This is a genomic window from Frigoribacterium sp. AP1 (assembly GCF_056680555.1).
In genome coordinates this window covers 2710905-2731820 of the sequence record NZ_CM155288.1, presented here as the reverse complement: position 1 = coordinate 2731820, position 20916 = coordinate 2710905, and the positions used below count along the sequence as shown (strand labels likewise).

Genomic DNA, 20916 nt, shown 5'->3' with positions numbered 1-20916 from the left:
CGCGCTTCCCCGGCGAGAGGTCGACCCGATGACACCAGCTGAGGCGACACCGCCCCCCGCGACACCGACCCCTGCGGTCGCGGGCCGCGGCGACGCGAGTGGCGTCCGCGCCGTCAGCAGGGCCCTGGCCGTCCTGCAGGCGTTCACCCCCGAACGCAGCACGCAGACCCTCTCCGAACTCGTGCGCGCCTCGGGCCTGCCCCGCACGACCGTCCTGCGCCTGGTGGACACCCTCGTCGCCGAGGGCATGTTGCAGCACGGGCCCGACGGGCGGGTCGGCGTGGGAACGCGGATGATCCACTGGGGGGCCTTCGCGGCCCGTGCCTGGGCCGTGCCCGCGGCCACCGCCGACCGCATGGCCGCTCTCGCGGAGGCGACGGGCGAGACCGTCAGCCTCTACGTCCGCAGCGGCGTGGCCCGCGTCGTCGTGGCGCAGTCGCCCAGCCCGCACAGCCTCCGTCACGTCGTCCAGGTGGGCGACGAGCTGCCGTTGTGGATCGGCGCCGCGGGGGCCGTGCTGCTGAGCGGCGAGCCCGCCGAGGCGCTCGACGCCACCCTCGACGACGTCGACGCCACGGCGGGCCCGGCCACGGGCGGCTCGAGCCCGACCACGCCGTTCTCCCCGGCGCCGGTGCTGCCCGTCGACCGCGACGCCGTGCGGGCACGGGTCGAGCAGGCCCGCCGCGACGGCTGGTCGGTGTCGCACGGCACGCGCGAGCCGGGCAACTCGGGCGTCGCCGTCCTCGTCCCGGGACGCCCGCCGGGCCGACCCGTCGCCCTCGCCCTGGGCGGGCCGACGAGTCGCTTCACCGACGAGGCGGTCCCGCGGTTCACGGACGAGCTGCGCCGCGCCTCCTCGGACCTCGCGCGCACCGGGCTGCCGCCCGCGCTCGACTGACCGATCGCACCCGCACCCGCACCGCCACCGCCACCGCCACCGCCACCGCCACCGACCGAGAGACCACGCACCCCCGAACGACAGGAGCACCATGAGCACCACCTCGACCTCCCCGGCCTCGCGGCCCCTCCGACCGGTGCTGCCCGCCCCCGGCGAGCTGCCCGTCGCCACCGTCTCGGACGCCATGGAACGCTTCGGGGTCGCGGACGGCATCCGCCCGCTCTGGCGTGGTGCCGCCCTGTCGGGCCCGGCGTTCACCGTGTGGACCCGGCCGGGAGACAACGCCGGCCTGCACGCCGCGTTCGAGCTCATCCGTCGGGGCGAGATCCTCGTGGTGAACGGTGGCGGTGACGAGACCCGCGCCCTGATCGGCGAGCTGGTGGCCGAGAAGGCCAGGGCGCTCGGCGTCGGTGGCATCGTGCTCGACGCCGCCGCCCGCGACGTGGTCGAGCTGGAGCGCGTCGGCGTGCCGGTGTTCGCGCGGTCCGTGACGCCGGCGGGGCCCTGGAAGACCGGGCCGTTCCGCACCGGCGAGACGATCGCGGTCGGCGGCGTGCCGGTGTCGCCGGGTGACTGGGTGCTCGGGGACGACGACGGGGTGGCGGTCGTGCCGTCCGCCCGGGTCGACGAGGTCGTGGCCGCGACGCACGAACTGCTACGCGGAGAAGGCGACCGTCGGGCGGCGAACCGGAAGCTGGTGCCGCGTGACTGACGCGGGGTCGACGGGCTCAGGGGGCCCGAGAAGGTCGACGGACCCGGCGGGCCGCGCGCCCGTCGTCTGGGTGCCGCGGCCGATCGACGACGACGTGGTCGCGTCGCTGCGCGCCTGGGCCGACGTGCGGCTCGGCTGGGGTGACCGTGCCGCGGGCTGGTCCGACGTCGCGGCCGAGGTCGAGGGGGTGCTGCTGCGCACGGCCCGGGTCGACGGGGCGAGGATGCGCGAGGCACCGCGGCTCCGCATCGTCGCCCGGCACGGCGTCGGCCTCGACACGGTCGACGTCGACAGCGCGGCCGAGCTCGGCATCACCGTCACCACGACCCCCGCCGCGAACAGCCGGTCGGTCGCCGAGCTCGCCGTGACGTTGCTGATGGTGACCAGGCGCGGACTCGGGGCGGCGTGGTCGGGCGGCGGAGGCGCCGGGGCCGGTGACTCGCACGCCAGGGGCTCGGAGGCCGGGGACCCGGGTGCCGACGGCTCCGGGACCGTGCCGACCCGCGCCTCCTTCGTGGGTCGCGAACTGCACGGCGCGACGCTCGGGCTGCTCGGCTTCGGGCGGATCGCGCGGCTCGTGGCCGACGCGGCCCGCGACGGCCTCGGCATGCGCGTCGTCGCCCACGACCCGCACCTCTCGGACGACGCCGTCCGAGCGGCCGGAGCCGAGCCCGCCGACCTCGACGCCCTGCTCGCGGCGTCGGACGCACTGAGCGTCCACGTGCCCCTGACGCCCACCACCGTCGGCCTGATCGGTGCGCGCGAGCTCGCCCTGTTGCGCCCGGGCGCGGTGGTCGTCAACACCTCGCGCGGCGGCGTCGTGGACGAGGAGGCGCTGGTCGCCTCGCTCGACGCCGGTCACCTCGCAGGGGCCGGTCTCGACGTCACCACGGTCGAGCCGTTGCCCGCCGACCACCCCCTGCGCGGCCGATCCGACGTCGTGCTCACCCCGCACGTCGGAGGCCAGACCCGCGAGGCCATGGCCCGCGTCGGGCACGAGGCCGCCGAGCACCTCCGCCACGTGCTGTGCGCCCCCGGTCAGGATCCCGGCGCGAGCAACCCCGTCTCGTAGGCGAGGATGACCAGCTGCGCCCGGTCGTGGGCGTCGAGCTTGGTCATGATGCGGTTGACGTGGGTCTTCGCGGTGTGCGGTGAGATGACCAGGTCGGTGGCGATCTCGGCGTTCGCGCGACCCCGCGCGACGAGCACCAACACCTCGCGCTCGCGGTCGGTCAGGTGCGCGAGCTCGGGTGGCACGGCCTGCGACGGTGCAGCCCCCGACGACGACTCCCCCGAGGCCGAACCCGATCCGCCGCCACCACCCGTGCCGGCACCGTCGCGGCCACCACCCGGCAGCACGTACTTCTCGATCAGACTGCGCGTCGCGACCGGCGACAGCAGCGACTCCCCCGCGTGCACGGCGCGGACCGCCCGGACGATCTCGTCGGGCTCCGCTCCCTTGCCGATGAAGCCGCTCGCCCCGGCGCGCAGGGCGGCGACGAGGTACTCGTCCTCTTCGAACGTCGTGAGGATCAACACTTTCGTCCCGGCGAGCGACGGGTCGGCGCAGATCGCGGCCGTCGCGCCGATGCCGTCGAGCTCGGGCATGCGGATGTCCATCACGACCACGTCCGGCCGCAGGGCCGAGGCGCGCAGGACCGCCTCCCGGCCGTTCACGGCGTCGCCCACGACCTCGACCCCGGCCTCGCCGTCGAGGATGTCGGCCACGGCCTGACGGATCAACGGCTGGTCGTCGACGACGAGCACGGTGGTCACGAGACGGTCCCGTCCCCGCCGGGAGAGCCGGACGAGCCGGTCGAGTTGGCCGCACGCGACACCGGCAACACGGCCGCCAGCCGGAATCCGCCCGGCGTGGGCCCGGTCTCGACCACCCCGCGCACCGAGGCGACGCGTTCGCGCAGCCCGAGCAGGCCGTGCCCACCCCGCACGTCGTCCGGGTCGGGCTCGGCCCGCACCACCGGCACGGGGTTCGTCACGACGACCGACACCTCGTGCTCGTCGACCACGATCAACACGTGCGCGCGGTGCTCGGCGCCGTGCTTGCTGGCATTGGTCAGCCCCTCTTGCACGACCCGGTACGCGACGAGGTCGGCCGCGCCCGTGACCGAGGCGAGCGGCCCCTCGACCCGGGTGCCCACGACGAGGCCGGCGTCCGCGAACCCGGCGACGAGCTCGTCGAGTCGCGCGAGTCCCGGCTGGGGCGACGGGGCGCGGTCCGAGTCCCCGGCGCGCAGCACCTCGAGCAGGTCGCCGATCTCGCCGAGGACGGTCCGGGAGGCGCGGCGGATGGTCGCGAGGGCCGTCACGGCCTTCTCGGGTCGCGTCTCGATCGCCGACGACGCGACCCCGGCGTTGAGGCTGATCACCGAGATCTGGTGGGCGACGGCGTCGTGCAGGTCGCGGGCGATGCGCAGCCGCTCCTCGGCCACCCGGCGCGAGGCCTCGGCCTCGCGGGTGCGCTCGGCCCGTTCGGCGCGCTCGGTGACGGCCTCGATGTACTCGCGCCGCGAGCGGCTGGCGTCGCCCGCGGCGGCCGCGAAGGCGATGAGCAGGGTGAACTGGACCACGGGCAGGTCGACGACGCGTCCGCCCACCGCCAGGAGACCGAGCAGCAGGACGGCCAGGGCGGTGCCGACCGTCACGACGATGGTGCGGCGCCGCGGGGTGCGTGCGGCGACGGCGAAGACGGCGATTCCGGTGGCGAGCACGACGCCGGGTGCGAGCGTGCCGAGCAGGGTGCCGAGGCCGAAGAGCCCGACGACGGCGGCGAGCACCGGGATCGGACGGCGGCGCCGCAACGGCAGCAGGACGACGGGGGCGAGGACGACGGCGACGGCCAGTCCGCCGGTCGGTCGGAACTCCGCGACGGGGAAGGGGGCGAAGGCCGCACCGACGACGAGCACCCCGGCGAGCGTGTCGCCCAGCCACCAGGGGACGCGAGGTCGCGGGTAGGCCGGCTCGCGCCTCCTGCCGTCCGTCGTCGTCATGACCCCATCGTGCCCTGGAACGCCGGCGGCCGAGTCCCCCTGTGGCCCGACGTCGCGTACCGCGGTCGCGGTACGGGCGGTCGGGCAGGTGTCCGCGGTGGGGGGACGCCCCGGGCGGCGCGGCCCGCGAGTGTGGGTCTCGGCCCCGGAGACACCGGGCCGTCAGCGACAGGAGCACCATGGCGCCGATCATCTCGGTCCGAGACGTCCACCGTTCGTACGGGCGCGGCCCGAACCGGTTCGAGGCCCTCAAGGGGGTGAGCTTCGACATCGCCGAGGGCGAGAGCGTGGCGATCGTCGGCAAGAGCGGCTCGGGCAAGTCGACCTTGATGCACGTGCTCGCCCTGCTCGACGCCCCGACGACCGGCACCGTCGAGCTCGAGGGCGTCGACACGAGCACGCTCAAGGGCGGGCGCCTGAACCGGACGCGCAACAAGACGTTCGGCTTCGTGTTCCAGCAGTTCTTCCTCACGGCGAGCTCGTCGGTGCTCGAGAACGTCGTGCTGCCGATGAAGATCGCGGGCGTGCCCCGCGGCGAGCGCCGTCGCCGCGGCCTGGCGGCCCTCGAGCAGCTCGAGCTCGCCGACAAGGCGAAGAACAAGGCCCTGAACCTGTCGGGTGGCCAGAAGCAGCGCACGGTGATCGCGCGGGCGTTGGTGAACGATCCGCGCATCATCTTCGCCGACGAGCCGACGGGCAACCTCGACACGGCGACCGGGGCGGTCGTCGAGGACATCCTGTTCTCCTTGAACCGGGAGAACGGCATCACGCTGATCGTGGTGACCCACGACGAGGAGCTCGCTGCGCGCTGCGACCGGCGCATCGTGATCCGCGACGGGCTCATCGTCGACGACGAGGCCGAGGTGGCCGCATGAAGACCACCGACCTGCTGTCGACCGCCGTCTCGAACACGTTCCGGTCGAAGACGCGCACGATCCTGACCATCCTGGCGATCTTCGTCGGCGCGTTCACGCTGACGCTGACGAGCGGGCTGGGCACCGGCATCAACGCCTACATCGACGACACGGTCTCGGCCGTCGGCTCGTCCGACACCATGACGGTCACGAAGGCCTCCGACGACGCGCAGGGTCTCAGCGTGGGCGGCTCGGGGCCGACCGAGTACGACCCCGACACCGTCGCCGCGGGCGGGTTCGGTGCCCCCGGGTCGACCGTCGTCGCCCTGACCCCGGACGACGTGACGACCCTCGAGGGCATCGATGGCGCGCTGGACGTGCAGCCGACCCGGTCGCTCTCGACCGACTACGTCGAGGGCGGGAGCGGCACGAAGTACGTCGTGTCGGCGAGCGCGCTCGTCCCCGGGCAGCAGCTCACCCTGACGGCGGGTGCCCAGCCCGACGACGACGCCGCCGACCTGCAGGTGGCGATCCCCACGTCCTACGTCGAGCCGCTGGGGTACCGCGACGACGAGGCGGCCGTCGGTCAGCCCGTCACGCTCGCCGTGACCGACGCCATGCGCACGCAGCACACGGTCACCGCGACCGTCGTCGGCGTCGCGGAGGAGAGCATCGCGTCGCCCGCCGGCGCGTCGGTCACCCCGAACGCGGCGCTCGGCACGGCCCTGTTCGACGCGCAGAACGTCGGACTGCCCGCCGACCAGGTCGACCGATACGCGCAGGCCACGGTGCGGTTCGCCGCGGACGCGTCCGACCAGCAGGTCACCGACCTCAAGGACCGTCTGACGGCCGCCGGCTACACCGGCACCACCGTCGCCGACCAGCTGGGCACCTTCACGACGGTGATCGACGGCATCGTGCTGGTGCTCAACGCCTTCGCGATCATCGCCCTGCTCGCGGCGAGCTTCGGCATCGTCAACACGTTGCTCATGTCGGTGCAGGAGCGCACCCGCGAGATCGGCCTGATGAAGGCCATGGGCATGGGCAGCGGCAAGGTGTTCGGACTGTTCAGCCTCGAGGCGGCGTTCATCGGGTTCCTCGGCAGCGCGATCGGCGTCGGGGTCGCGATGATCGCGGGCAGCGTGGTCAGTGCCGCCCTGGCCGGATCGTTGCTGTCGAACCTGCCCGGGCTGACGCTGATCGCGTTCGACCCGGTGTCGATCGCGCTGATCATCGTCGTGGTGATGGTGATCGCGTTCCTGGCCGGCACGCTGCCCGCCGCGCGCGCCGCCAAGGCCGACCCGGTGGAGTCGCTCCGCTACGAGTGAGGACGAGGAGGCGCGGGTCAGCCCCGGAAGGACGCCCCGGTCTCGTGCTCCAGCAGCGTCCACATCCAGTCGAGCGCGAGGGCGGGCGTGAGGCCGGGGGCCTTCTGGGCGAGCTGGGTCGCGAGGCCGTCGCTGTAGGCCGCGAGCTTGAGGGCGAGCGCGGACGGGTCGGCCGTCGAGAAGCGCCCCTGCTCGACCCCGCGCCGCAGGGTGCGGGTGAGGCAGGCCTCCCACACGCGGATGCGCTCGACGTACTCGGCGGCCACCGCGGGCTTGCGTGCCACGGCGGTCCAGTAGTCCGACCAGAGCCGCCAGTGCTCGTCGGTCGCGTCGGTGTCGGCGAACAGGGGCTCGACGAGCATCCGCACCCCGACGACCGGATCGGACTCGACGTCCACCGCCTCGATGATCGACGAGTAGAACCGTGCCGTCTCGAGGACGACGACCTCATTCAGGATCTCGGCGACACCGTCGAAGTGGTACGTCACGGTGCCGACCGAGACCCCGGCCGCGGCGGCGATGTCGCGCAGGCGGGTCGCGCCCATGCCCTCGCGGACGATCACCTCGCGGGCCGCCTCGACGATCGACGCGCGTCGGACGACCGGCTTCTGCCGCACGCCCGCGCCGGTCGCGCCGCCCGCGCTGCTCACACCGCCAGCGCCGCCCCCGCAGGTCATGCGGACGTCCGCGGCACGAGCTCGTCGAAGGTCCGGGCGGCGACGAGCACCGTCTCGGCGTCGGGTCCACCGTCCCGGGCCCAGGCGCGCACGGTGTTCTCGACGCGGAACGCCTCCGCCGACGCCGTCACACGGGACGTCGTCTCGAGCCACGCCTTCCAGGTCGGCTTCTCGAGCCCGATCGCCCAGCGCGACTCGGCCGACGCCGACAGGGGGTCGCCGTCGACGATGCGGTAGGTCTCGCGGCTGTCCTCGGTGAAGACCAGCCCGTCGGGGTACTCACGCCCGCCGCCGTAGCCGGGGTCGACGTCGAGCACCCACTCGCCGGTGCCGACGTCGTGCGACACGCTGCGCTGCGGCAGGTCCGACGCCGAGGGCAGGGCACGGATCGCCAGGGGCTCGGCCCGCTCGGGCGCCTCGAACACGACGCCGTCGTCGACCGGGTGCTCCGCCGACCCGTCGCCGGGCCCGCGCGTCCACACCGGCAGCGTGACGCTGCTGCGAGCCGGGTCGACCGTGAGGGTCGCCTCGACCGGGTGCGGCCAGACCCACGGCCAGTAGGCGCTCGACAGGGCGATCCGGAGGCGGTGGCCGGCCGGGAAGGAGTGCCCGGTCGAGACCAGGGCGACGCGCACGACCTGCTCGACCCGCGCCTCCATGGGGTCGTCGGCGCGGTCGCGTCCGTTCCGCTTGTTGAGGTTGAGCACGCCGCGGGTCACGAGCGTCGACGCACCGTCGGGGGCGACGTCGCACAGGCGCACGATCACGGTGCCGTCGGGCACGTCGCTCGTCACGGCGAGGTCGGCCACGACGCCGCCCAGCACGTCGAGCGTGGAGTCGACGGGCAGGTCGAAGCAGACCGAGCGGCCGTCCTCGGCGCGCTGGTCGGGCGGCAGGTCGGTCGCGTTGCCGAACGGGAAGAACCGCCCGGCGTCGAGCCCGGTGCTCTGCGGCGAGCGCACGACGACCGGGCCGTCCGCCCCGCCGCGCAGCGAGTCCAGCGGCACGGTGCGCGCCTCGGTCTCGTGAGCCGGCCACGAGGACGCCGCGACCCACCGCCCGGTCCGCTCGGCGTAGTACGTCGCGGGCGGCTCGGAGTCGTTGATCCAAGCCCGGAGCGCGGGCTCGGCGTCGGCGCCGTTCGGGCAGTCGAGCAGCCAGCGGTCCCACCAGCGCAGGGTCTCCTGCAAGAAGCCGATGCCCGGGCCGGGGGCGAAGCCGCGGTCGGGGTACTGGTGCGACCACGGCCCGATGATGCCTTTGACCGGCGCGTCGACGTTCTCGACCAGTCGCAGCACGGCGTCGCGGTACGGGTCGGCCCAGCCGCCCACGGCGAGGACGGCGGCCGTGATCGACGAGTAGTCCTCGCAGACGCTGCCGTGCCGCCAGTAGTCGTCGCGTTCCTGGTGCGAGAGCCACGTCGTCGTCATGGGACGGTTGTGCTCGAGGCGCTCCCGCCAGCGGGACACCCAGTCGGCGCCCACGACCTCGGGCCGCGGCGGCCGCGAGTTGAAGGCGAACATCGTGCCGCCCCACGACGCCATGTCGATGCCGAGCACGGCGCCGCCCGTGTAGTGCACGTCGTTGTCGTACCGGTCGTCGGTCGAGCAGACGGTGACGATCGCCTTGAGCGCGGCCGGAGCCCGCCCGGCCAGCTGCAGCGCGTTGAACCCGCCCCACGAGATGCCGAAGGCGCCGACCGCACCGGTCGACCAGGGTTGCGCGGCGAGCCACTCGATCAGCGCGATGCCGTCGTCGAGCTCCTGCTCGGAGTACTCGTCGTCGAACAGGCCGTCGCTCGACCCCGTGCCGCGGATGTCGACCCGCACCGATGCGTAGCCGTGCGCGGCGTACCAGGGGTGGCGCTCGCTGTCGCGCGGGGCCGTCCAGTCGTCGAGCCGGTAGGGCAGGTACTCGAGCAGCACCGGCACGGGCTCGTCGACCATGGGAGCCCAGATGCGGGCGTGGAGCCGCGTCCCGTCGGGCAGCGGCACCCACTCGTCCCGCACCTGCACCTCGAGCGGGCCGCTGCCCCGGGGACGGTCGGACGCCGGCGGTCGGGTCTCGGCGAGGTCGGGCCGCGGGGCACCCAGGGTGCGGCCCGCGCCAGCCCAGGCCGGCTCCTGCAGGAGGCGCGGGTCGCCGAGGAGGCGCGGGTCGCGCTCGCCGTCCCCCCGCTCGTCTCCCCCGGGTGCGGTGCCGGTCGTGCCGCTCGTGCTCACATCGCCTCCCAGCGCTTCACGTGGTGTCCGTCGCCGTGGTCGTCCCAGCCGTCGGCGTCCCGCCAGCGCGGGCGCGCGTCGCCGACGTCGGGCAGCTCGGTCGTGCCCGGGTCGAGCGTGGCGTCGAGCAGGGTGCGCGTGTACGGGTGGTTCGGCCCCCGGAAGACGCGTTCGGTCGGGCCGACCTCGACGATGCGGCCGCCGGTCATGACGGCGACCCGGTCGGCGACGCCGCGGACGACCGCGAGGTCGTGGCTGATGAAGAGGCAGCTGAGGCCCTTCTCGTCACGCAGTCCGGCGAGCAGGTCGAGCACGCCGGCCTGCACGCGGACGTCGAGAGCCGTCGTGATCTCGTCGGCGATGATCAGCTCGGGTCCGGCGGCGAGCGCCCGGGCGATGCCGACGCGCTGGCGTTGACCGCCCGAGAGCTGGGCGGGCAGGCGCGAGGCGAACTCGGGCGGCAGGCCGACCTCGACGAGCAGTTCGGCGACGCGCTCGGGACTCGACTCGCCGGTGAAGAGCTTGAGCGGTCGGGCGATCGCGGCGCCGACGGTACGGCGGGGGTTGAGCGAGGTGTCGGCGTTCTGGAAGATCAGCTGGATCGACCGGCGCAGCGTCGCCGTGCGCCCGGCGACGGGTCGGGTGAGGTCGCTCTCGACCCCGTCGGCCCCGTGGAAGGCGAACCGACCCGACTCGGCGGGGATCAGCCCGGCGAGGGCCGTGGCGAGCGTCGACTTGCCGCTGCCGGACTCCCCCACGACGGCGAGGGTCTCGCGACGGCCGATGGTGAACGAGACGCCGTCGACCGCGGCGGGCAGGCCGCGCCCGTACCGGACGACGAGGACGCTCGCCGTGACGACCGGCCCCGGGGCGGGTGCGGTCCCCGGGTCCTGCGCCGCGCCTCCTGCGAGTGCAGCGGGTGTGACGTCCGCGTCGCGCCGCGTTTCGTGATGCACACCCCGACTGGTCGCGGTGCCGTGCACGGAACGCGGTGCGGTGGCGGCCGCGTGCACGCGCGGGATGCTCGCGAGCAGCTCACGGGTGTACTCGTGCTGCGGGTCCGCGAAGAGCGAGGCGGTCGGCGCGTGCTCGACGATCCGGCCCTCGTGCATGACGGCGATCTCGTCGGCCATGGTCGACACGACGCCGAGGTCGTGGCTGACCAGCACGATCGCCATGCCGAGTTCGACCGCCAGGTCGCGGATGAGTTCGAGCACGGCCGACTGCGTCACGACGTCGAGGGCGGTGGTCGGCTCGTCGAGCACGAGCAGCTTCGGTCGAGCAGCGATGGCCATGGCGATCGCGACGCGCTGCTGCTGTCCGCCCGAGAGTTGGTGCGGGTAGCGCCGCACGATTGTCTCGGGGTCGGGCAGGCGCACGTGTCGCACGAGTTCGAGCACGCGGTCGTCGCCGCCGGGCAGGCCGTGGCTCTCGAGCGCCTCGCGCAGCTGGCGTCCGACGCGCATCGACGGGGTGAGCGCCTGGCCGGCGTTCTGGGCGACGAGGGCCGCCGTGCCGCCGCGCAGGGCCCGGCGCGCCCGCTCGTCGAGGGCGAACACGTCGTCCCCGGCCACGCGGACGCTGCCCGACACGACCCGTGAGCCACGCCGCAGGTGCGCGAGCAGGGTCCGCGCGACGGTCGACTTGCCGCTGCCGCTCTCGCCGACGAGGCCGAGGGCGCGTCCGGCGCCGACCTCGAAGCTCACGCCCCGCACGACCGGCACCTCGCGGCGACCGGCGGCGTACGAGATGGAGAGGTCGTCGACGCGGACGACGGGGGCGTCTTCGACGAGGCGACCCGCGCCTCCTGCGGTGGTGGCGGTGCTGCTGCTGAGGGACTCGGTCACGAGACCGCCCCTTTCTGCGCGCGGTCGACGCCCAGCGACTTGCTGAGCCCGTCCGCGCTGAGGTTGAGCCCGATGACGAGCGTGGCGAGGGCGACGACGGGGGCGAGCGTGCCCCAGGGGACGACGGTGAGGGCGGTGCGGTTCTCCTGCACCATGAGCCCCCAGTCGGGCGTCGGCGGGTTGGCGCCGAACCCGAGGAACGACAAGGTCGAGATCAACAGGACGATCCAGGAGGCGCGCATCGCGTACTCGACGAGCACCACGTCGGTGACGTTGGGCACGATCTCGCGGAACACGATGCTCAACGGCTTCTCGCCACGGGCGCGGGCGGCGGTCACGTAGTCCTGCGTGATGACGGTGCGGGCGGCGCCGCGGACGACGCGGGTCACGGCCGGCGCGTAGATCACGGTGACCGCGAGCACGATCACCCAGAGGCCCGAGTCGAACACCGTGACGACGACGAGCAGCGCCAGGATAGACGGCACGCTCAGCAGGGCGTCGACGATGCGCATGACGACCTCGTCGAACCAGTTGTCGGCGTAGGCGGTGACGCAGCCGAGCACCGTGCCGATGCCGACCGCGATCGTCGTCGCGAGGAAGGTGACGACGAGGGCGTAGCGGCCGCCGTTGAGGGTGCGCGACAGGATGTCGCGACCGTACTGGTCGGTGCCGAGCCAGTGCGCCCAGCTCGTGCCGGTCAGGGCGGCTCCCGAGTCGGTGGCGACCGGGTCGTGGCCGGTCAGCACCGGGGCGAGCAGCGCCAGCAGCACGTGTAGTGCGATCAGGCCGAGCCCGATGCTCAGGGCCGAGGAGGCGCTGAGGCTGCTGGTCAGGGACGTCGCGCTGGTGCGCAGTCGCCTCGGCCACCCGCCCGCGGCCTGCGGGCCCGCCGATGCCGGTCCGCCGACCTGCGCGCCCGGGGTGGCGACGTCCGGGGTCGTGGCGACCCGCGCCTCCTCGGCGGTGCTGTGCCCAGTGCCGCCGTGGCCGCTGTCGGCGTGCGAGGTGCTGTCGCGTGCGGGGCTCATGAGCGGGCCTTCCGTCGGGTGCGCAACCTCGGGTCGAGGGCGAGCGCGATGAGGTCGGCGGCGAGGTTGCACACCACGTAGACGAGGGCGCTGACCACCGCGATCGCCTGGATCGTCGGCAGGTCGCGGTTGAACACGGACTCGAGCATGAGCTTGCCCATGCCCGGGTAGTTGAAGACGTTCTCGACCACGACGACGCCGCCGAGCAGCCAGGCGACGTTCAGCGCGACGACGTTGAGCGTCGGCAGCAGGGCGCTCGGCACGGCGTGACGCCAGACGACCTGGCGCGTCGACAGGCCCTTGAGCTCGGCCGTCGTGACGAACTCGCTCGCCATCACGTCGATCGTGGACGAGCGGGCCGTCCGGACGATGTAGGCGGCCATGGCGAGGGTCAGCACGATGACGGGCAGCCAGATGCTCGGCAGCAGCTCGGCGATGGTCGCATCCTGGCCGCGCAGCACGACCGCCGGGAAGATCGGCAGGGCGATGGCGAACAGCAGCACGAGCACCGTGGCGACCATGAACTCGGGCACGCTCATGACGACGAGGCTGATCAGCGAGATCGCGTGGTCGCTCGGGCGGCCGCGGCGCACGCCGGCGATGACGCCGAGGGTCAGCGACAGGGTGACGCCGACGATCATGGCGGGCAGCGCGATCAGCATGCTGTTGCGGAAGGCGATCAGCAGGTCGGGGCCGACCGGTAGGCCGCTGACCAGCGAGACGCCGAAGTCGCCGTGCGCGGCGCCGGCCAGCCACTGGCCGTAGCGCACCCACACGTTCTGGTCGAGGCCGAGCGTCTCGCGGAGGGCGGCCACGGCGTCGGGGGTGGCGTCCTGTCCGAGCAGCTGCTGTGCGACGTCGCCGGGCAGGGCCTGCACTGCGAAGAAGACGAAGAACGAGGCGAGCAGCACGGTGAGCAGCGCGGTGCCGACGCGGCGGGCGACGACGACCAGGGTCGCGGCGACCGGGTTGGTCGCGCCCGCGTTCGCGGCGCCCGGGCCGCCGGACGAGGAGGCGCGGGTCGGGTCGCCGTCGGAGAGTTCCTTCTCGAGGGCGCGCGTGGCCGCCCGTCCGCGGGCTTCGGCGGAGGTGGCGCTCGGCGGGGTGGGCCGGGTGACGCCGGAGTCGTTCATGGCGCGGTCGTTCATGCCGCCGGTCGGTGAGGGGCTCATGCGCGGAGTCCGATCTGCAGGTAGTCGAACTCGAAGCCGAACTCGCGGTAGTTGAGGACGTCGCGCGACAGGCCGACGAGGCGGTCGCCGAACATGGGGGTCATGTCGGCGGCGTCCTCGACGACGATGCGTTGGGCGTCCTGGTAGAGCGTCATGCGGCGGGTGTCGTCCATCTCGGCGCGGGCGTCGTCGAGCAGCCCGTCGAAGGTCGGGTTCGACCAGGCGCTCTCGTTGTACGACGAGCCGGTGCGGAAGATCTGGTTGAGCAGCTGGTCGATCGGGCGGCCGGTGAACCAGTAGCTGACCATGAGGGGCTTCTGCATCCAGATCTGCGTGTAGTACGAGTCCGACGAGGCGTTGCGGACGGTCAGGTCGATGCCCGCGTCGCGGACGGCGTCGCGGTAGGCGACCGCCATCGGGGTGAAGACCGATTCGTAGCTGGACGTGTAGATCTCGGTCTTCAGCCCCTCGCGGCCGGCCTGTTTGAGCAGGGCGCGGGCCCGGTCGGGGTCGTAGGCGCGCTGGTCGTCGAGCCAGACGGCCTGCGACGGAGGCACGGGGTTGTCCCAGCCGGGTGAGCCGGTGCCCTGCAGTGCGGTGGCGACGATGGCCTGGGGGTCGTAGGCGAGCTTCATGGCCTGGCGCACGAGCGGGTCGCGGAACTCGGCGCTCGTGGCGAGCATCGGGATCGTGTACCACTGGGCGTCGGGCGCGCGGGCGACGGTGGCACCGGCCGAGGCGCTGACGACCTGGGCGGTGGCGAAGTCGAGGTTGGTCTGGCTGATCAGGTCGATCTGGCCGGCGAGGAGGGCGTTGACGCGGGCGGTGGTGTCCTGGATCGAGAAGAAGTCGATGCCGTCGAGCACCGGGCGGCCGGCGAAGTGGTCCTCGAACGCCTCGACGCTGCCGGTGCCGGCGGGCTCGAAGCTCGACAGGCGGAACGGGCCGGTGCCGATGCCGGTGCGGCCGATGCCGCCGCCCTGGCCGGGGTCGGCGCTGCCCTCGGGCACGATGTAGCACTGGTACGCGGTGAGCAGCGAGGGGAACTCGGCGTTCGGCGTGAGCAGGTCGAAGCGCAGGGTGAGCGGGTCGACGGCGGTCATGCCGCCGGGGCCGATCATCGCGGCGAGGACCTCGCCCTGGGGTGAGGCGGTGTCGGGGTCGAGGATGTGCTCGATCGAGTAGATGGCGTCGGCGGCGGTGAACCGGCGGCCGTCGTGGAAGCGGACGCCTTCGCGCAGGCGGAAGGTCCAGCTGGTGCCGTCGGCGTTCGCGGACCAGTCGTCGGCGAGGTCGGGCACGGTGACGCCGGCGTCGTCGAGCTTCACGAGCCGGTTGTAGAGGGCGCCGAGGTACTCGTAGGCCGAGAGCGAGCTGGCGGAGTCGAGGGTCTCGGCGGCGGAGGCGGCCGGGCGCGCGATGCGCAGGCGCCCGCCGCGGCGCGGGGTGCCGGTGGCGGCGGCCTCGGGGATGGTCGGGGTGCTGCGGGCGGGGGTGCAGCCGGCGAGGGTGAGCAGGCCAAGACCCGCGAGTCCTGCAGCGCCGGCGAGGACGGTGCGGCGGCTCGGGCCTGCGCCGCTCGGGCCGGCGCCGCGGTCGGCGCGGCTCGGGCCTGCGCTGCCGTCGGCGGCTCGCGCCGGGCGGAGCGCGTGTCGGTGTTCGGGGACGATCGGTGTCATGCGGGGATGGCCTTCCGTTTATCGTTCGGGTGAACGATAAGGGAGGTTCGCGGCCGCGGCCAGTTCACGGGAGCCCAGGAGGCGCGGGCCGGCGGGTCCTCGAACCCCACGTTCTCCGCGCCCCGCCGCGGAAGCGGGCGTGCCCGTGCCGCACCCTGCACGGGCTGCAGTCTTCACCCACTCGTTACACGAGGACGCCTCGCCGACGCGACCCGCGCCTCCCCGGGTTCGCCCTCCGATCTCGGTCGAGTGGTCCCAAAACGTCCTTCCCCGCCCCACGAAGGACGTTTTGTGACCACTCGATCCACCCGCCTGTTCGGCATCGAGGTCTGAGAAGGAGGCGCGAGCAGGCCAGCCCGCGCCCGTCACCCCGGTGCTCGCTCGAGTGGGCAGAAGGTGCTCGTCCCGAGCCACCGAGCAGCATCTTCTGCCCACTCGGTGTCCTCGCTCGGGCCGGACGACCGGCGAGACAGGGGTAGCCGGGGTGACCAGGGGGACCCTCGGAGCGGGACTCCGTCCGGCTCCGAGCCGCGCTCTAGTCTTTGGGCATGGCCATCACGACCACTCTCCGCCTCGGCCGCCTGGCCGTCGTCGCCGCGATCGTCGGTGCCGTGGCCTACGGCGTGGCCGTGCTGCTCGTCTGGACGTCGTTCGGCTCGACGGGCAGCGTCCGGTACTCGACGGAGCCACCCGTCGACTGGCTGACCATCCGTCGAACCGCGGCCGCCGTGCTCGGGACCTTCAGACTCGTCGCCCTGGCGACGGCCCTCGTGCTCGCACTGGTCGTGCTGGTGCGGTGGGCCGTCGCGAGGCGACCGACCCGCGCCTTCTGATCGGCCCCCGTGATCAACCTCGTCGCCTTCGTGCCGGCCCTGCTCACCGCGGCTGCACTCCTCGCGGCCCGCCGGGCATCGGGGGGAACGACGACCCGGGCGCGCCGGTGGAGTGCCCGCGCACTGGCGGTCTGGGCAGCCGTCGCCGTGGTCGCGCTCGCCGCGTTCCTCGTCGGCCTGCACCTGCAGCACGCCGACCTCGCCGTCTGGTCGGCGTTCGCGCTGATCGCTGCAGCTCTTGCCGCCGTGACCGCGGCGGCCACCCGCGTGGTGTCATCGCTCGTGCGGTGATCCGGTACGTGCCGGATCACCACGGGCGGCCTTGCGGTCGCAGGGCCGAGGGCTCAGGGCCCACGGCGCAGGACCCACGGCGCAGGGCACCTACCCGAAGGCCGAGACGACCGTGCTCGTGACCGTCGCCACCACCGCGATGGCGACTCCCCCGCTCGCCCCGAGAATGCCGAGCGCCGTGCCCATACGCCACCGGCGCCGACGTCGGGCCGCGTCGTCGATGTCGCGGCGCAGGCGCTCGAAGCGGTGTTCGTGACGGAGCGTGTCCGTCAGCACCAGCGCCTCCGTGTGCCAGGTGCCGCGCTCTTCGGCGACCATGGTCAGGTAGGCCAGCGCCTCGGGCGAATGGACCCGCGGCCCGTTCATGAGCCACTTCCGCAGGCGGGCGGCCACGACCACCGGCACCGTGGGCGCCTTCTTGCCGACGGTCAGCGACGCCGTCCCGACGAGGACGATGACGGGCGTCACGGCGACCTCGAGGTCCGCCGCCGCCGACAACAGCCGGGAGGCGCGGGTCGCCTCGTAGGCCGAGTTGCGCGAGTGCGTGGTCCGGTGCCCGTCGACCATGAACGTGCCGCCGCCGACCCAGACCTTCTTGCCGGCGTGGTGCTTGGTGTTGACGGAGAAGACGCCCGTCGGTCCGATGACGACGTGGTCGATGTCGGACTCGCCCGAGCCGACCGGGACGGAGTGCAGGACGGTCCACTCGGGCCCGAGCTCGGCGAGCACGTGCGCGACCTCGATCTCACCGAGAGCACCCTGGTACCAGCTGCGGGCGTCGACCGACAGCGGATCGCTGCCGAAGAACCGTTGCCGCCGGGTGAGGGCGGGTGCGGCGGCCTGGACGCGGAGGCACTCCTGCATCACCGAGTAGGCCGGTCGTCGGGCCTTAAACGTCATCGCCACGCTTCCGCGCGCCACGGTCTCGCTCATGTGATTCCCCCTGCCCACACGGTAGGGCGACACGTGACGGGTAGACGAGCCCCCGTTGTGAGGTCAGCTCGCGCTAAGCCTCGGCGGGCTTGATCGAGTGGTCCCAAAACGTCCTCCCACGGACGCGGGAAGGACACTTCGGGACCACTCGACCCTCAGCCAGGGGGGCAGGGGACTTCCTACCGGTCGCACGCGATCCCGTCGCCGTCACGGTCGAGGTCGTAGACGTCCGAGCCGACGACGGTGACCGGCCCCTGGACGTAGGCGGGGCCGTTGCCGCTGCCTCCGGCGCAGTCGACGTCAGACGCGACAGGGACGCACGCCCCGGAGTAGTTCGAGTCGCACCCACCCGCAGCCGGAGCCGGCGCGGGCGCCGGGGCAGCGACGGGTGCCGGGGCGACGTAGGGCACGCGGGTCCCGACGCTCGTGACCTGCGACACCGGGGCCACCGTGACGGTCTCGCCGACGAGGGTGCGGGCGGTCTCGACTCCGTCGGTGGTCGTCACCTCGTAGGTGTGGACCTTCGTGCCGGGTTGCCCGGCCGTCGTCACGGCGCTGGTGCCGACGTCGCGGTTCGGGTCGTCGACCGAGACCGACTCGAACGGGACGCTCTCGCTCTCGTCGACGCGGGTGACGCTGACGACGGGGGTGGGAGTCGGAGTGGGGGTCGGGCTCTTGGTGGCGTCGACGGCGACGAAGGGCTGCGCCGCACCGTCCGGGCCGGCAGCCTCGCCTGCCCCGGAGAAAGCGCCGACGGCGGCCGCGTTCGCCGCACCTCCGACGACCAGCAAGAAGGCCATGAAGCCACACGCGATCAACACCCGGCCCGTGTTCGTGAGCCTGTTCCACCACAACGTCATCGTCGTTCCCCTCGCGTTCCGGCCGGAATCGACCTCGCACAGTGTCATCGTCGACACCAGCGTGAGGCAGCCCCCATCCGGGGGTAGAACGATGACTTTCACCTCCTGGTGATGAATCGACGGAGGTCCGCCACCTCATGGTCACCTCTCGGCTGAACCCGGATCACTCGCGAGGTGAAAAGAACGGGCGTCGCCGAAAACGGGTCTTCCAGGTCGATGGCCAGCCATAGGGTCCTGAGGATTGCTCTGCACCCGAATGCAGGGCATCCCCTCGCTCAGCACCCGTAGAAAGAGACGCACGATGTCCCGCGCCACGAAGATCACCACCGCCCTTGCCACTGCCTCCATCATCGGCCTGACCCTCGCCGGCTGTTCAGGCAGCCCGGCAACGGGAACAAGCGGCGAAGCCGCACCCAACATGACCGAGGTCGCGGCCGCTGCCGGCAACTCCGCTCCCGCGACCGAGGCCGCCAAGACCACCTTCACCTTCGGCGAGACGGCGACCTTCGACGGCCTCACCCTCGGCATCAGCGCCCCGGAAGCGTTCACGCCGAGCCAGTACGCCTACACCGGCTCGCAGCCGAACAACGTCAAGTTCACGATCACCATCACCAACACGGCGACCGAGGGCTACGACCCGACGCTGACCTTCATTTCCGCGTCGTCGGGAAGCCAGGAGGCAGAGCAGATCTTCGACACCGAAGGTGGGCTCACCCTTGCCCCCACGACGACCATCCTGCCGGGTGCGTCTGTCAGCTACCCCGTCGGCTTCAACGTCGCCGACCCGGCCCAGATCGTCATGGACGTCACGGGCGGCTTCGACTACGAGAAGACCACCTGGACCAACTGATCGTCGACATCGTCGCCCTCCCACCCGTGGGAGGGCGACGACGTCGTTTCGAAGACGTGGCTCACTTCTCGAGCACGTCCGTCGCCGCCTGATCCGCCTGCAACGCCCCGACGAGCGTCCCGAACAACAGCACGATCATGCTCCCCGCTGCCCAGAACGCGATCGCCTCCTCCGACGGGCCGACGACGAGCGGCACCACGATCGACCCCACGGCGAGCGCGCACCCGACCGTGACCGGAACGAGTGCGGCCCGGTGCCCGGCCTGCCACGTCTCGGGCGAAGCCATCACATGCCGGAACGGGATGCCGGCGAGGTGGTTCACGCCGAGCCAGCCGCGAGCGGCGGCGAGCGTCGTGCCGAAGACGACGGCGCACCCGGCGAAAACGATGAGCGGGACGACGAACAGCATCCCTCGATGCTAGATCGGTGCCGCTCGCGCGACTCCCCCGGAGGAATGGCGAGCATGCCCCTCGTCCCCGTCGCCCCGACCGATGCCGACGGCGCCCACGCCCTGATCCGCAGCGTCGCCGTCGCTCCCCCCGGCCGCACGCGCGGCGCGGGCTCCCGTCTCGCCCGCCACGCCCTGGCCGACGCCGCCGCGCACGGAGCCCGCCACGCCTGGCTCTTCTCCCGCCGCTCCGGTCCGTTCTGGCAGAAGCTCGGCTTCACCCCCGCCAACCGCGACGCCCTCGCCGCGGCCCTCCCCGACTCGCACCAGGTGCAGCTCTTCCGCGCCACCGGCCAGCTCGCCCGCGAGGTCGCCTGGTCGCGTCCCCTCGCCGACCTCCACCCGACGACCCCCTAGGAGGCGCGGGTCGGTCCACGTCCGCCCCTCCCGTCATCGAGTGGTCCCGGATCGTCCTTGACCATTGCCCGAACGACGATTCGCGACCACTCAACCCCCCGGCTGCAGAGGCGAGTCGCGGGGCTCGCCGGGTGACGGGCAACGGGCAACGGATCACGGGATCGGGACGACGTCCCAGTTCGCGTAGTACTCGAGCAGGAACACCGTGATGTCCTGGTCCGGCCGGAATCGCGTCCCGACTCCGAACTGCATCCCCTGCTCGCGTGGGAGGGAGGCGCTGACGGCGATCCGCTCGGGGGCGTCGCCCGGCCTGCCGGTCGGACCGGCCGCGATCTTCTGTTCGAGTTCGCGGACGGTGTCCGAGGGCAGTCCGAGCGCGTCGAGCGCCTCCTGGTAGCCGGCCACGCCGGCGTCGGCTCCCTCCACGGCGGGCGTGTCCACCCGCAAGCCGAACGACCGCCCGGCGGGCACGAGCACCTCGCCGGTCGTCGGATCGTCGACACCCTCCGGCGAGTCGTCGAGCTGGAAGGTGACCTCGTTCGCACGGACGTCGACGGACGTGCCCCCGGGCAGCACGAAGCGCACCGGGCGCCCCCCGCCGCCCGACGAGCTGTACGCACCCACCTGCACCCCCGACGTCGAACCGTCGCTCGTGTCGATGCCGAACGCCTCGGCGCTCGGCGGCACGGTCAGGTCCCAGACCTCGACCCCGTCTTCGGTCGTCATGGCTGTGGGCTGCGGACCATGGTGGCTCACGCTCAGCTCGCGTCCGTCGGATCGACTCGATGTGCCAGGGGCAGGCTCGGCCGTGGGCGTGCAGCCGGCGAGCAGTCCGACCGTGGTCGCGACCACCAGGGTGGCGGCCAGGCGGCGGCTGCGGGTCGATGCCATGCGAGCTCCGTGTCGTGCAGGTCTTCGA

Annotated in this window: 21 protein-coding genes; 9 read left to right on the top strand and 12 right to left on the bottom strand. The window is 73.1% G+C overall.

Annotated elements, in window-relative coordinates:
• Window positions 1-28 precede the first annotated feature (28 nt).
• The 3 genes from AC1MBW_RS13020 to AC1MBW_RS13010 all read left to right on the top strand — a co-directional run bounded on the left by AC1MBW_RS13020 (window position 29) and on the right by AC1MBW_RS13010 (window position 2682).
• Window positions 29-898 (top strand): IclR family transcriptional regulator, encoded by an 870-nt coding sequence (locus AC1MBW_RS13020; RefSeq protein ID WP_480024739.1) that lies wholly within the window; start codon window positions 29-31, stop codon window positions 896-898.
• Between the two features lie 91 nt (window positions 899-989).
• Window positions 990-1610: an RraA family protein gene (locus AC1MBW_RS13015; protein ID WP_480024738.1), complete on the top strand. Its 621-nt coding sequence runs from the start codon at window positions 990-992 to the stop codon at window positions 1608-1610.
• Between the two features lie 70 nt (window positions 1611-1680).
• Window positions 1681-2682 carry an NAD(P)-dependent oxidoreductase gene (locus AC1MBW_RS13010; protein WP_480024737.1) on the top strand — a complete coding sequence of 334 codons (1002 nt, stop codon included), beginning with the start codon at window positions 1681-1683 and terminating at the stop codon, window positions 2680-2682.
• Here AC1MBW_RS13010 and AC1MBW_RS13005 read toward each other — a convergent pair.
• Together AC1MBW_RS13005 and AC1MBW_RS13000 are read right to left on the bottom strand one after the other, a co-directional pair.
• Entirely contained in the window at window positions 2649-3386 is a 738-nt protein-coding gene (locus AC1MBW_RS13005; protein ID WP_480024736.1) for a response regulator, read from the bottom strand. The two genes, AC1MBW_RS13010 and AC1MBW_RS13005, sit on opposite strands and share 34 nt — an antisense overlap.
• Complete coding sequence (locus AC1MBW_RS13000) at window positions 3383-4618, bottom strand: sensor histidine kinase (protein ID WP_480024735.1); 1236 nt, start codon at window positions 4616-4618, stop codon at window positions 3383-3385. The genes AC1MBW_RS13005 and AC1MBW_RS13000 overlap by 4 nt, the downstream gene beginning before the upstream one ends.
• Before the next feature lie 179 nt (window positions 4619-4797).
• Between AC1MBW_RS13000 and AC1MBW_RS12995 the strand changes: the two genes are divergently transcribed.
• Window positions 4798-5493, top strand: a complete 696-nt coding sequence (locus AC1MBW_RS12995) for an ABC transporter ATP-binding protein (RefSeq protein WP_480024734.1) — start codon at window positions 4798-4800, stop codon at window positions 5491-5493.
• Window positions 5490-6800, top strand: coding sequence for an ABC transporter permease (locus tag AC1MBW_RS12990; RefSeq protein WP_480024733.1), 1311 nt, complete (start codon window positions 5490-5492; stop codon window positions 6798-6800). Before AC1MBW_RS12995 ends, AC1MBW_RS12990 begins: the two co-directional genes overlap by 4 nt.
• A gap of 17 nt (window positions 6801-6817) precedes the next feature.
• Here the strand turns inward: AC1MBW_RS12990 and AC1MBW_RS12985 are convergent, their stop codons facing one another.
• The 6 genes from AC1MBW_RS12985 to AC1MBW_RS12960 form a co-directional block, all read right to left on the bottom strand.
• Window positions 6818-7450: a TetR/AcrR family transcriptional regulator gene (locus AC1MBW_RS12985; protein WP_480024732.1), complete on the bottom strand. Its 633-nt coding sequence runs from the start codon at window positions 7448-7450 to the stop codon at window positions 6818-6820.
• A 23-nt stretch (window positions 7451-7473) separates the two neighbouring features.
• On the bottom strand, window positions 7474-9492 hold the full coding sequence (locus AC1MBW_RS12980) for a CocE/NonD family hydrolase (RefSeq protein WP_480026118.1): 2019 nt from the start codon (window positions 9490-9492) through the stop codon (window positions 7474-7476).
• 203 nt (window positions 9493-9695) lie between these two features.
• The gene (locus AC1MBW_RS12975) at window positions 9696-11546 is read right to left on the bottom strand and encodes a dipeptide ABC transporter ATP-binding protein (RefSeq protein ID WP_480024731.1); all 1851 of its coding nucleotides are present in this window, start codon (window positions 11544-11546) and stop codon (window positions 9696-9698) included.
• A complete protein-coding gene (locus AC1MBW_RS12970; RefSeq protein WP_480024730.1) occupies window positions 11543-12574 on the bottom strand; it encodes an ABC transporter permease in 1032 nt (343 codons plus the stop codon). Before AC1MBW_RS12970 ends, AC1MBW_RS12975 begins: the two co-directional genes overlap by 4 nt.
• On the bottom strand, window positions 12571-13746 hold the full coding sequence (locus AC1MBW_RS12965; protein WP_480024729.1) for an ABC transporter permease: 1176 nt from the start codon (window positions 13744-13746) through the stop codon (window positions 12571-12573). Before AC1MBW_RS12965 ends, AC1MBW_RS12970 begins: the two co-directional genes overlap by 4 nt.
• Window positions 13743-15425 carry an ABC transporter substrate-binding protein gene (locus AC1MBW_RS12960; RefSeq protein WP_480024728.1) on the bottom strand — a complete coding sequence of 561 codons (1683 nt, stop codon included), beginning with the start codon at window positions 15423-15425 and terminating at the stop codon, window positions 13743-13745. Before AC1MBW_RS12960 ends, AC1MBW_RS12965 begins: the two co-directional genes overlap by 4 nt.
• 548 nt (window positions 15426-15973) lie before the next feature.
• Between AC1MBW_RS12960 and AC1MBW_RS12955 the strand changes: the two genes are divergently transcribed.
• Together AC1MBW_RS12955 and AC1MBW_RS12950 are read left to right on the top strand one after the other, a co-directional pair.
• The gene (locus tag AC1MBW_RS12955) at window positions 15974-16258 is read left to right on the top strand and encodes a hypothetical protein (protein WP_480024727.1); all 285 of its coding nucleotides are present in this window, start codon (window positions 15974-15976) and stop codon (window positions 16256-16258) included.
• A 9-nt stretch (window positions 16259-16267) separates the two neighbouring features.
• Window positions 16268-16549 carry a hypothetical protein gene (locus AC1MBW_RS12950; protein WP_480024726.1) on the top strand — a complete coding sequence of 94 codons (282 nt, stop codon included), beginning with the start codon at window positions 16268-16270 and terminating at the stop codon, window positions 16547-16549.
• A 90-nt stretch (window positions 16550-16639) separates the two neighbouring features.
• Here AC1MBW_RS12950 and AC1MBW_RS12945 read toward each other — a convergent pair whose 3' ends face one another.
• Both AC1MBW_RS12945 and AC1MBW_RS12940 read right to left on the bottom strand, forming a co-directional pair.
• Window positions 16640-17482, bottom strand: a complete 843-nt coding sequence (locus AC1MBW_RS12945; RefSeq protein ID WP_480024725.1) for a nuclease-related domain-containing protein — start codon at window positions 17480-17482, stop codon at window positions 16640-16642.
• A gap of 179 nt (window positions 17483-17661) precedes the next feature.
• Window positions 17662-18282 (bottom strand): G5 domain-containing protein, encoded by a 621-nt coding sequence (locus AC1MBW_RS12940; RefSeq protein ID WP_480024724.1) that lies wholly within the window; start codon window positions 18280-18282, stop codon window positions 17662-17664.
• A gap of 361 nt (window positions 18283-18643) precedes the next feature.
• Between AC1MBW_RS12940 and AC1MBW_RS12935 the strand changes: the two genes are divergently transcribed.
• Entirely contained in the window at window positions 18644-19192 is a 549-nt protein-coding gene (locus AC1MBW_RS12935) for a hypothetical protein (RefSeq protein ID WP_480024723.1), read from the top strand.
• Window positions 19193-19253: 61 nt separating this feature from the next.
• Here the strand turns inward: AC1MBW_RS12935 and AC1MBW_RS12930 are convergent, their stop codons facing one another.
• Complete coding sequence (locus tag AC1MBW_RS12930) at window positions 19254-19601, bottom strand: hypothetical protein (protein WP_480026132.1); 348 nt, start codon at window positions 19599-19601, stop codon at window positions 19254-19256.
• On the opposite strand from AC1MBW_RS12930, the gene AC1MBW_RS12925 reads away from it, so the two are divergent.
• Window positions 19482-19997, top strand: a complete 516-nt coding sequence (locus AC1MBW_RS12925; protein WP_480024722.1) for a GNAT family N-acetyltransferase — start codon at window positions 19482-19484, stop codon at window positions 19995-19997. The two genes, AC1MBW_RS12930 and AC1MBW_RS12925, sit on opposite strands and share 120 nt — an antisense overlap.
• A 153-nt stretch (window positions 19998-20150) precedes the next feature.
• Here the strand turns inward: AC1MBW_RS12925 and AC1MBW_RS12920 are convergent, their stop codons facing one another.
• Window positions 20151-20888: a hypothetical protein gene (locus AC1MBW_RS12920; protein WP_480024721.1), complete on the bottom strand. Its 738-nt coding sequence runs from the start codon at window positions 20886-20888 to the stop codon at window positions 20151-20153.
• Window positions 20889-20916: the final 28 nt, after the last annotated feature.

What these genes read in the sequence shown, in the direction of transcription:
- AC1MBW_RS12945 (WP_480024725.1), bottom strand. Translation starts at nt 17,482, where the DNA reads ATGAGCGAGACCGTGGCGCGCGGAAGCGTGGCGATGACGTTTAAGGCC.
- AC1MBW_RS12995 (WP_480024734.1), top strand. Translation starts at nt 4,798, where the DNA reads ATGGCGCCGATCATCTCGGTCCGAGACGTCCACCGTTCGTACGGGCGC.
- AC1MBW_RS12935 (WP_480024723.1), top strand. Translation starts at nt 18,644, where the DNA reads ATGTCCCGCGCCACGAAGATCACCACCGCCCTTGCCACTGCCTCCATC.
- AC1MBW_RS12920 (WP_480024721.1), bottom strand. Translation starts at nt 20,888, where the DNA reads ATGGCATCGACCCGCAGCCGCCGCCTGGCCGCCACCCTGGTGGTCGCG.
- AC1MBW_RS12970 (WP_480024730.1), bottom strand. Translation starts at nt 12,574, where the DNA reads ATGAGCCCCGCACGCGACAGCACCTCGCACGCCGACAGCGGCCACGGC.
- AC1MBW_RS12940 (WP_480024724.1), bottom strand. Translation starts at nt 18,282, where the DNA reads ATGGCCTTCTTGCTGGTCGTCGGAGGTGCGGCGAACGCGGCCGCCGTC.
- AC1MBW_RS13000 (WP_480024735.1), bottom strand. Translation starts at nt 4,618, where the DNA reads ATGACGACGACGGACGGCAGGAGGCGCGAGCCGGCCTACCCGCGACCT.
- AC1MBW_RS12955 (WP_480024727.1), top strand. Translation starts at nt 15,974, where the DNA reads ATGGCCATCACGACCACTCTCCGCCTCGGCCGCCTGGCCGTCGTCGCC.
- AC1MBW_RS12930 (WP_480026132.1), bottom strand. Translation starts at nt 19,601, where the DNA reads ATGCTGTTCGTCGTCCCGCTCATCGTTTTCGCCGGGTGCGCCGTCGTC.
- AC1MBW_RS13020 (WP_480024739.1), top strand. Translation starts at nt 29, where the DNA reads ATGACACCAGCTGAGGCGACACCGCCCCCCGCGACACCGACCCCTGCG.
- AC1MBW_RS12925 (WP_480024722.1), top strand. Translation starts at nt 19,482, where the DNA reads ATGCCGGAACGGGATGCCGGCGAGGTGGTTCACGCCGAGCCAGCCGCG.
- AC1MBW_RS13015 (WP_480024738.1), top strand. Translation starts at nt 990, where the DNA reads ATGAGCACCACCTCGACCTCCCCGGCCTCGCGGCCCCTCCGACCGGTG.
- AC1MBW_RS12965 (WP_480024729.1), bottom strand. Translation starts at nt 13,746, where the DNA reads ATGAGCCCCTCACCGACCGGCGGCATGAACGACCGCGCCATGAACGAC.
- AC1MBW_RS12960 (WP_480024728.1), bottom strand. Translation starts at nt 15,425, where the DNA reads ATGACACCGATCGTCCCCGAACACCGACACGCGCTCCGCCCGGCGCGA.
- AC1MBW_RS12990 (WP_480024733.1), top strand. Translation starts at nt 5,490, where the DNA reads ATGAAGACCACCGACCTGCTGTCGACCGCCGTCTCGAACACGTTCCGG.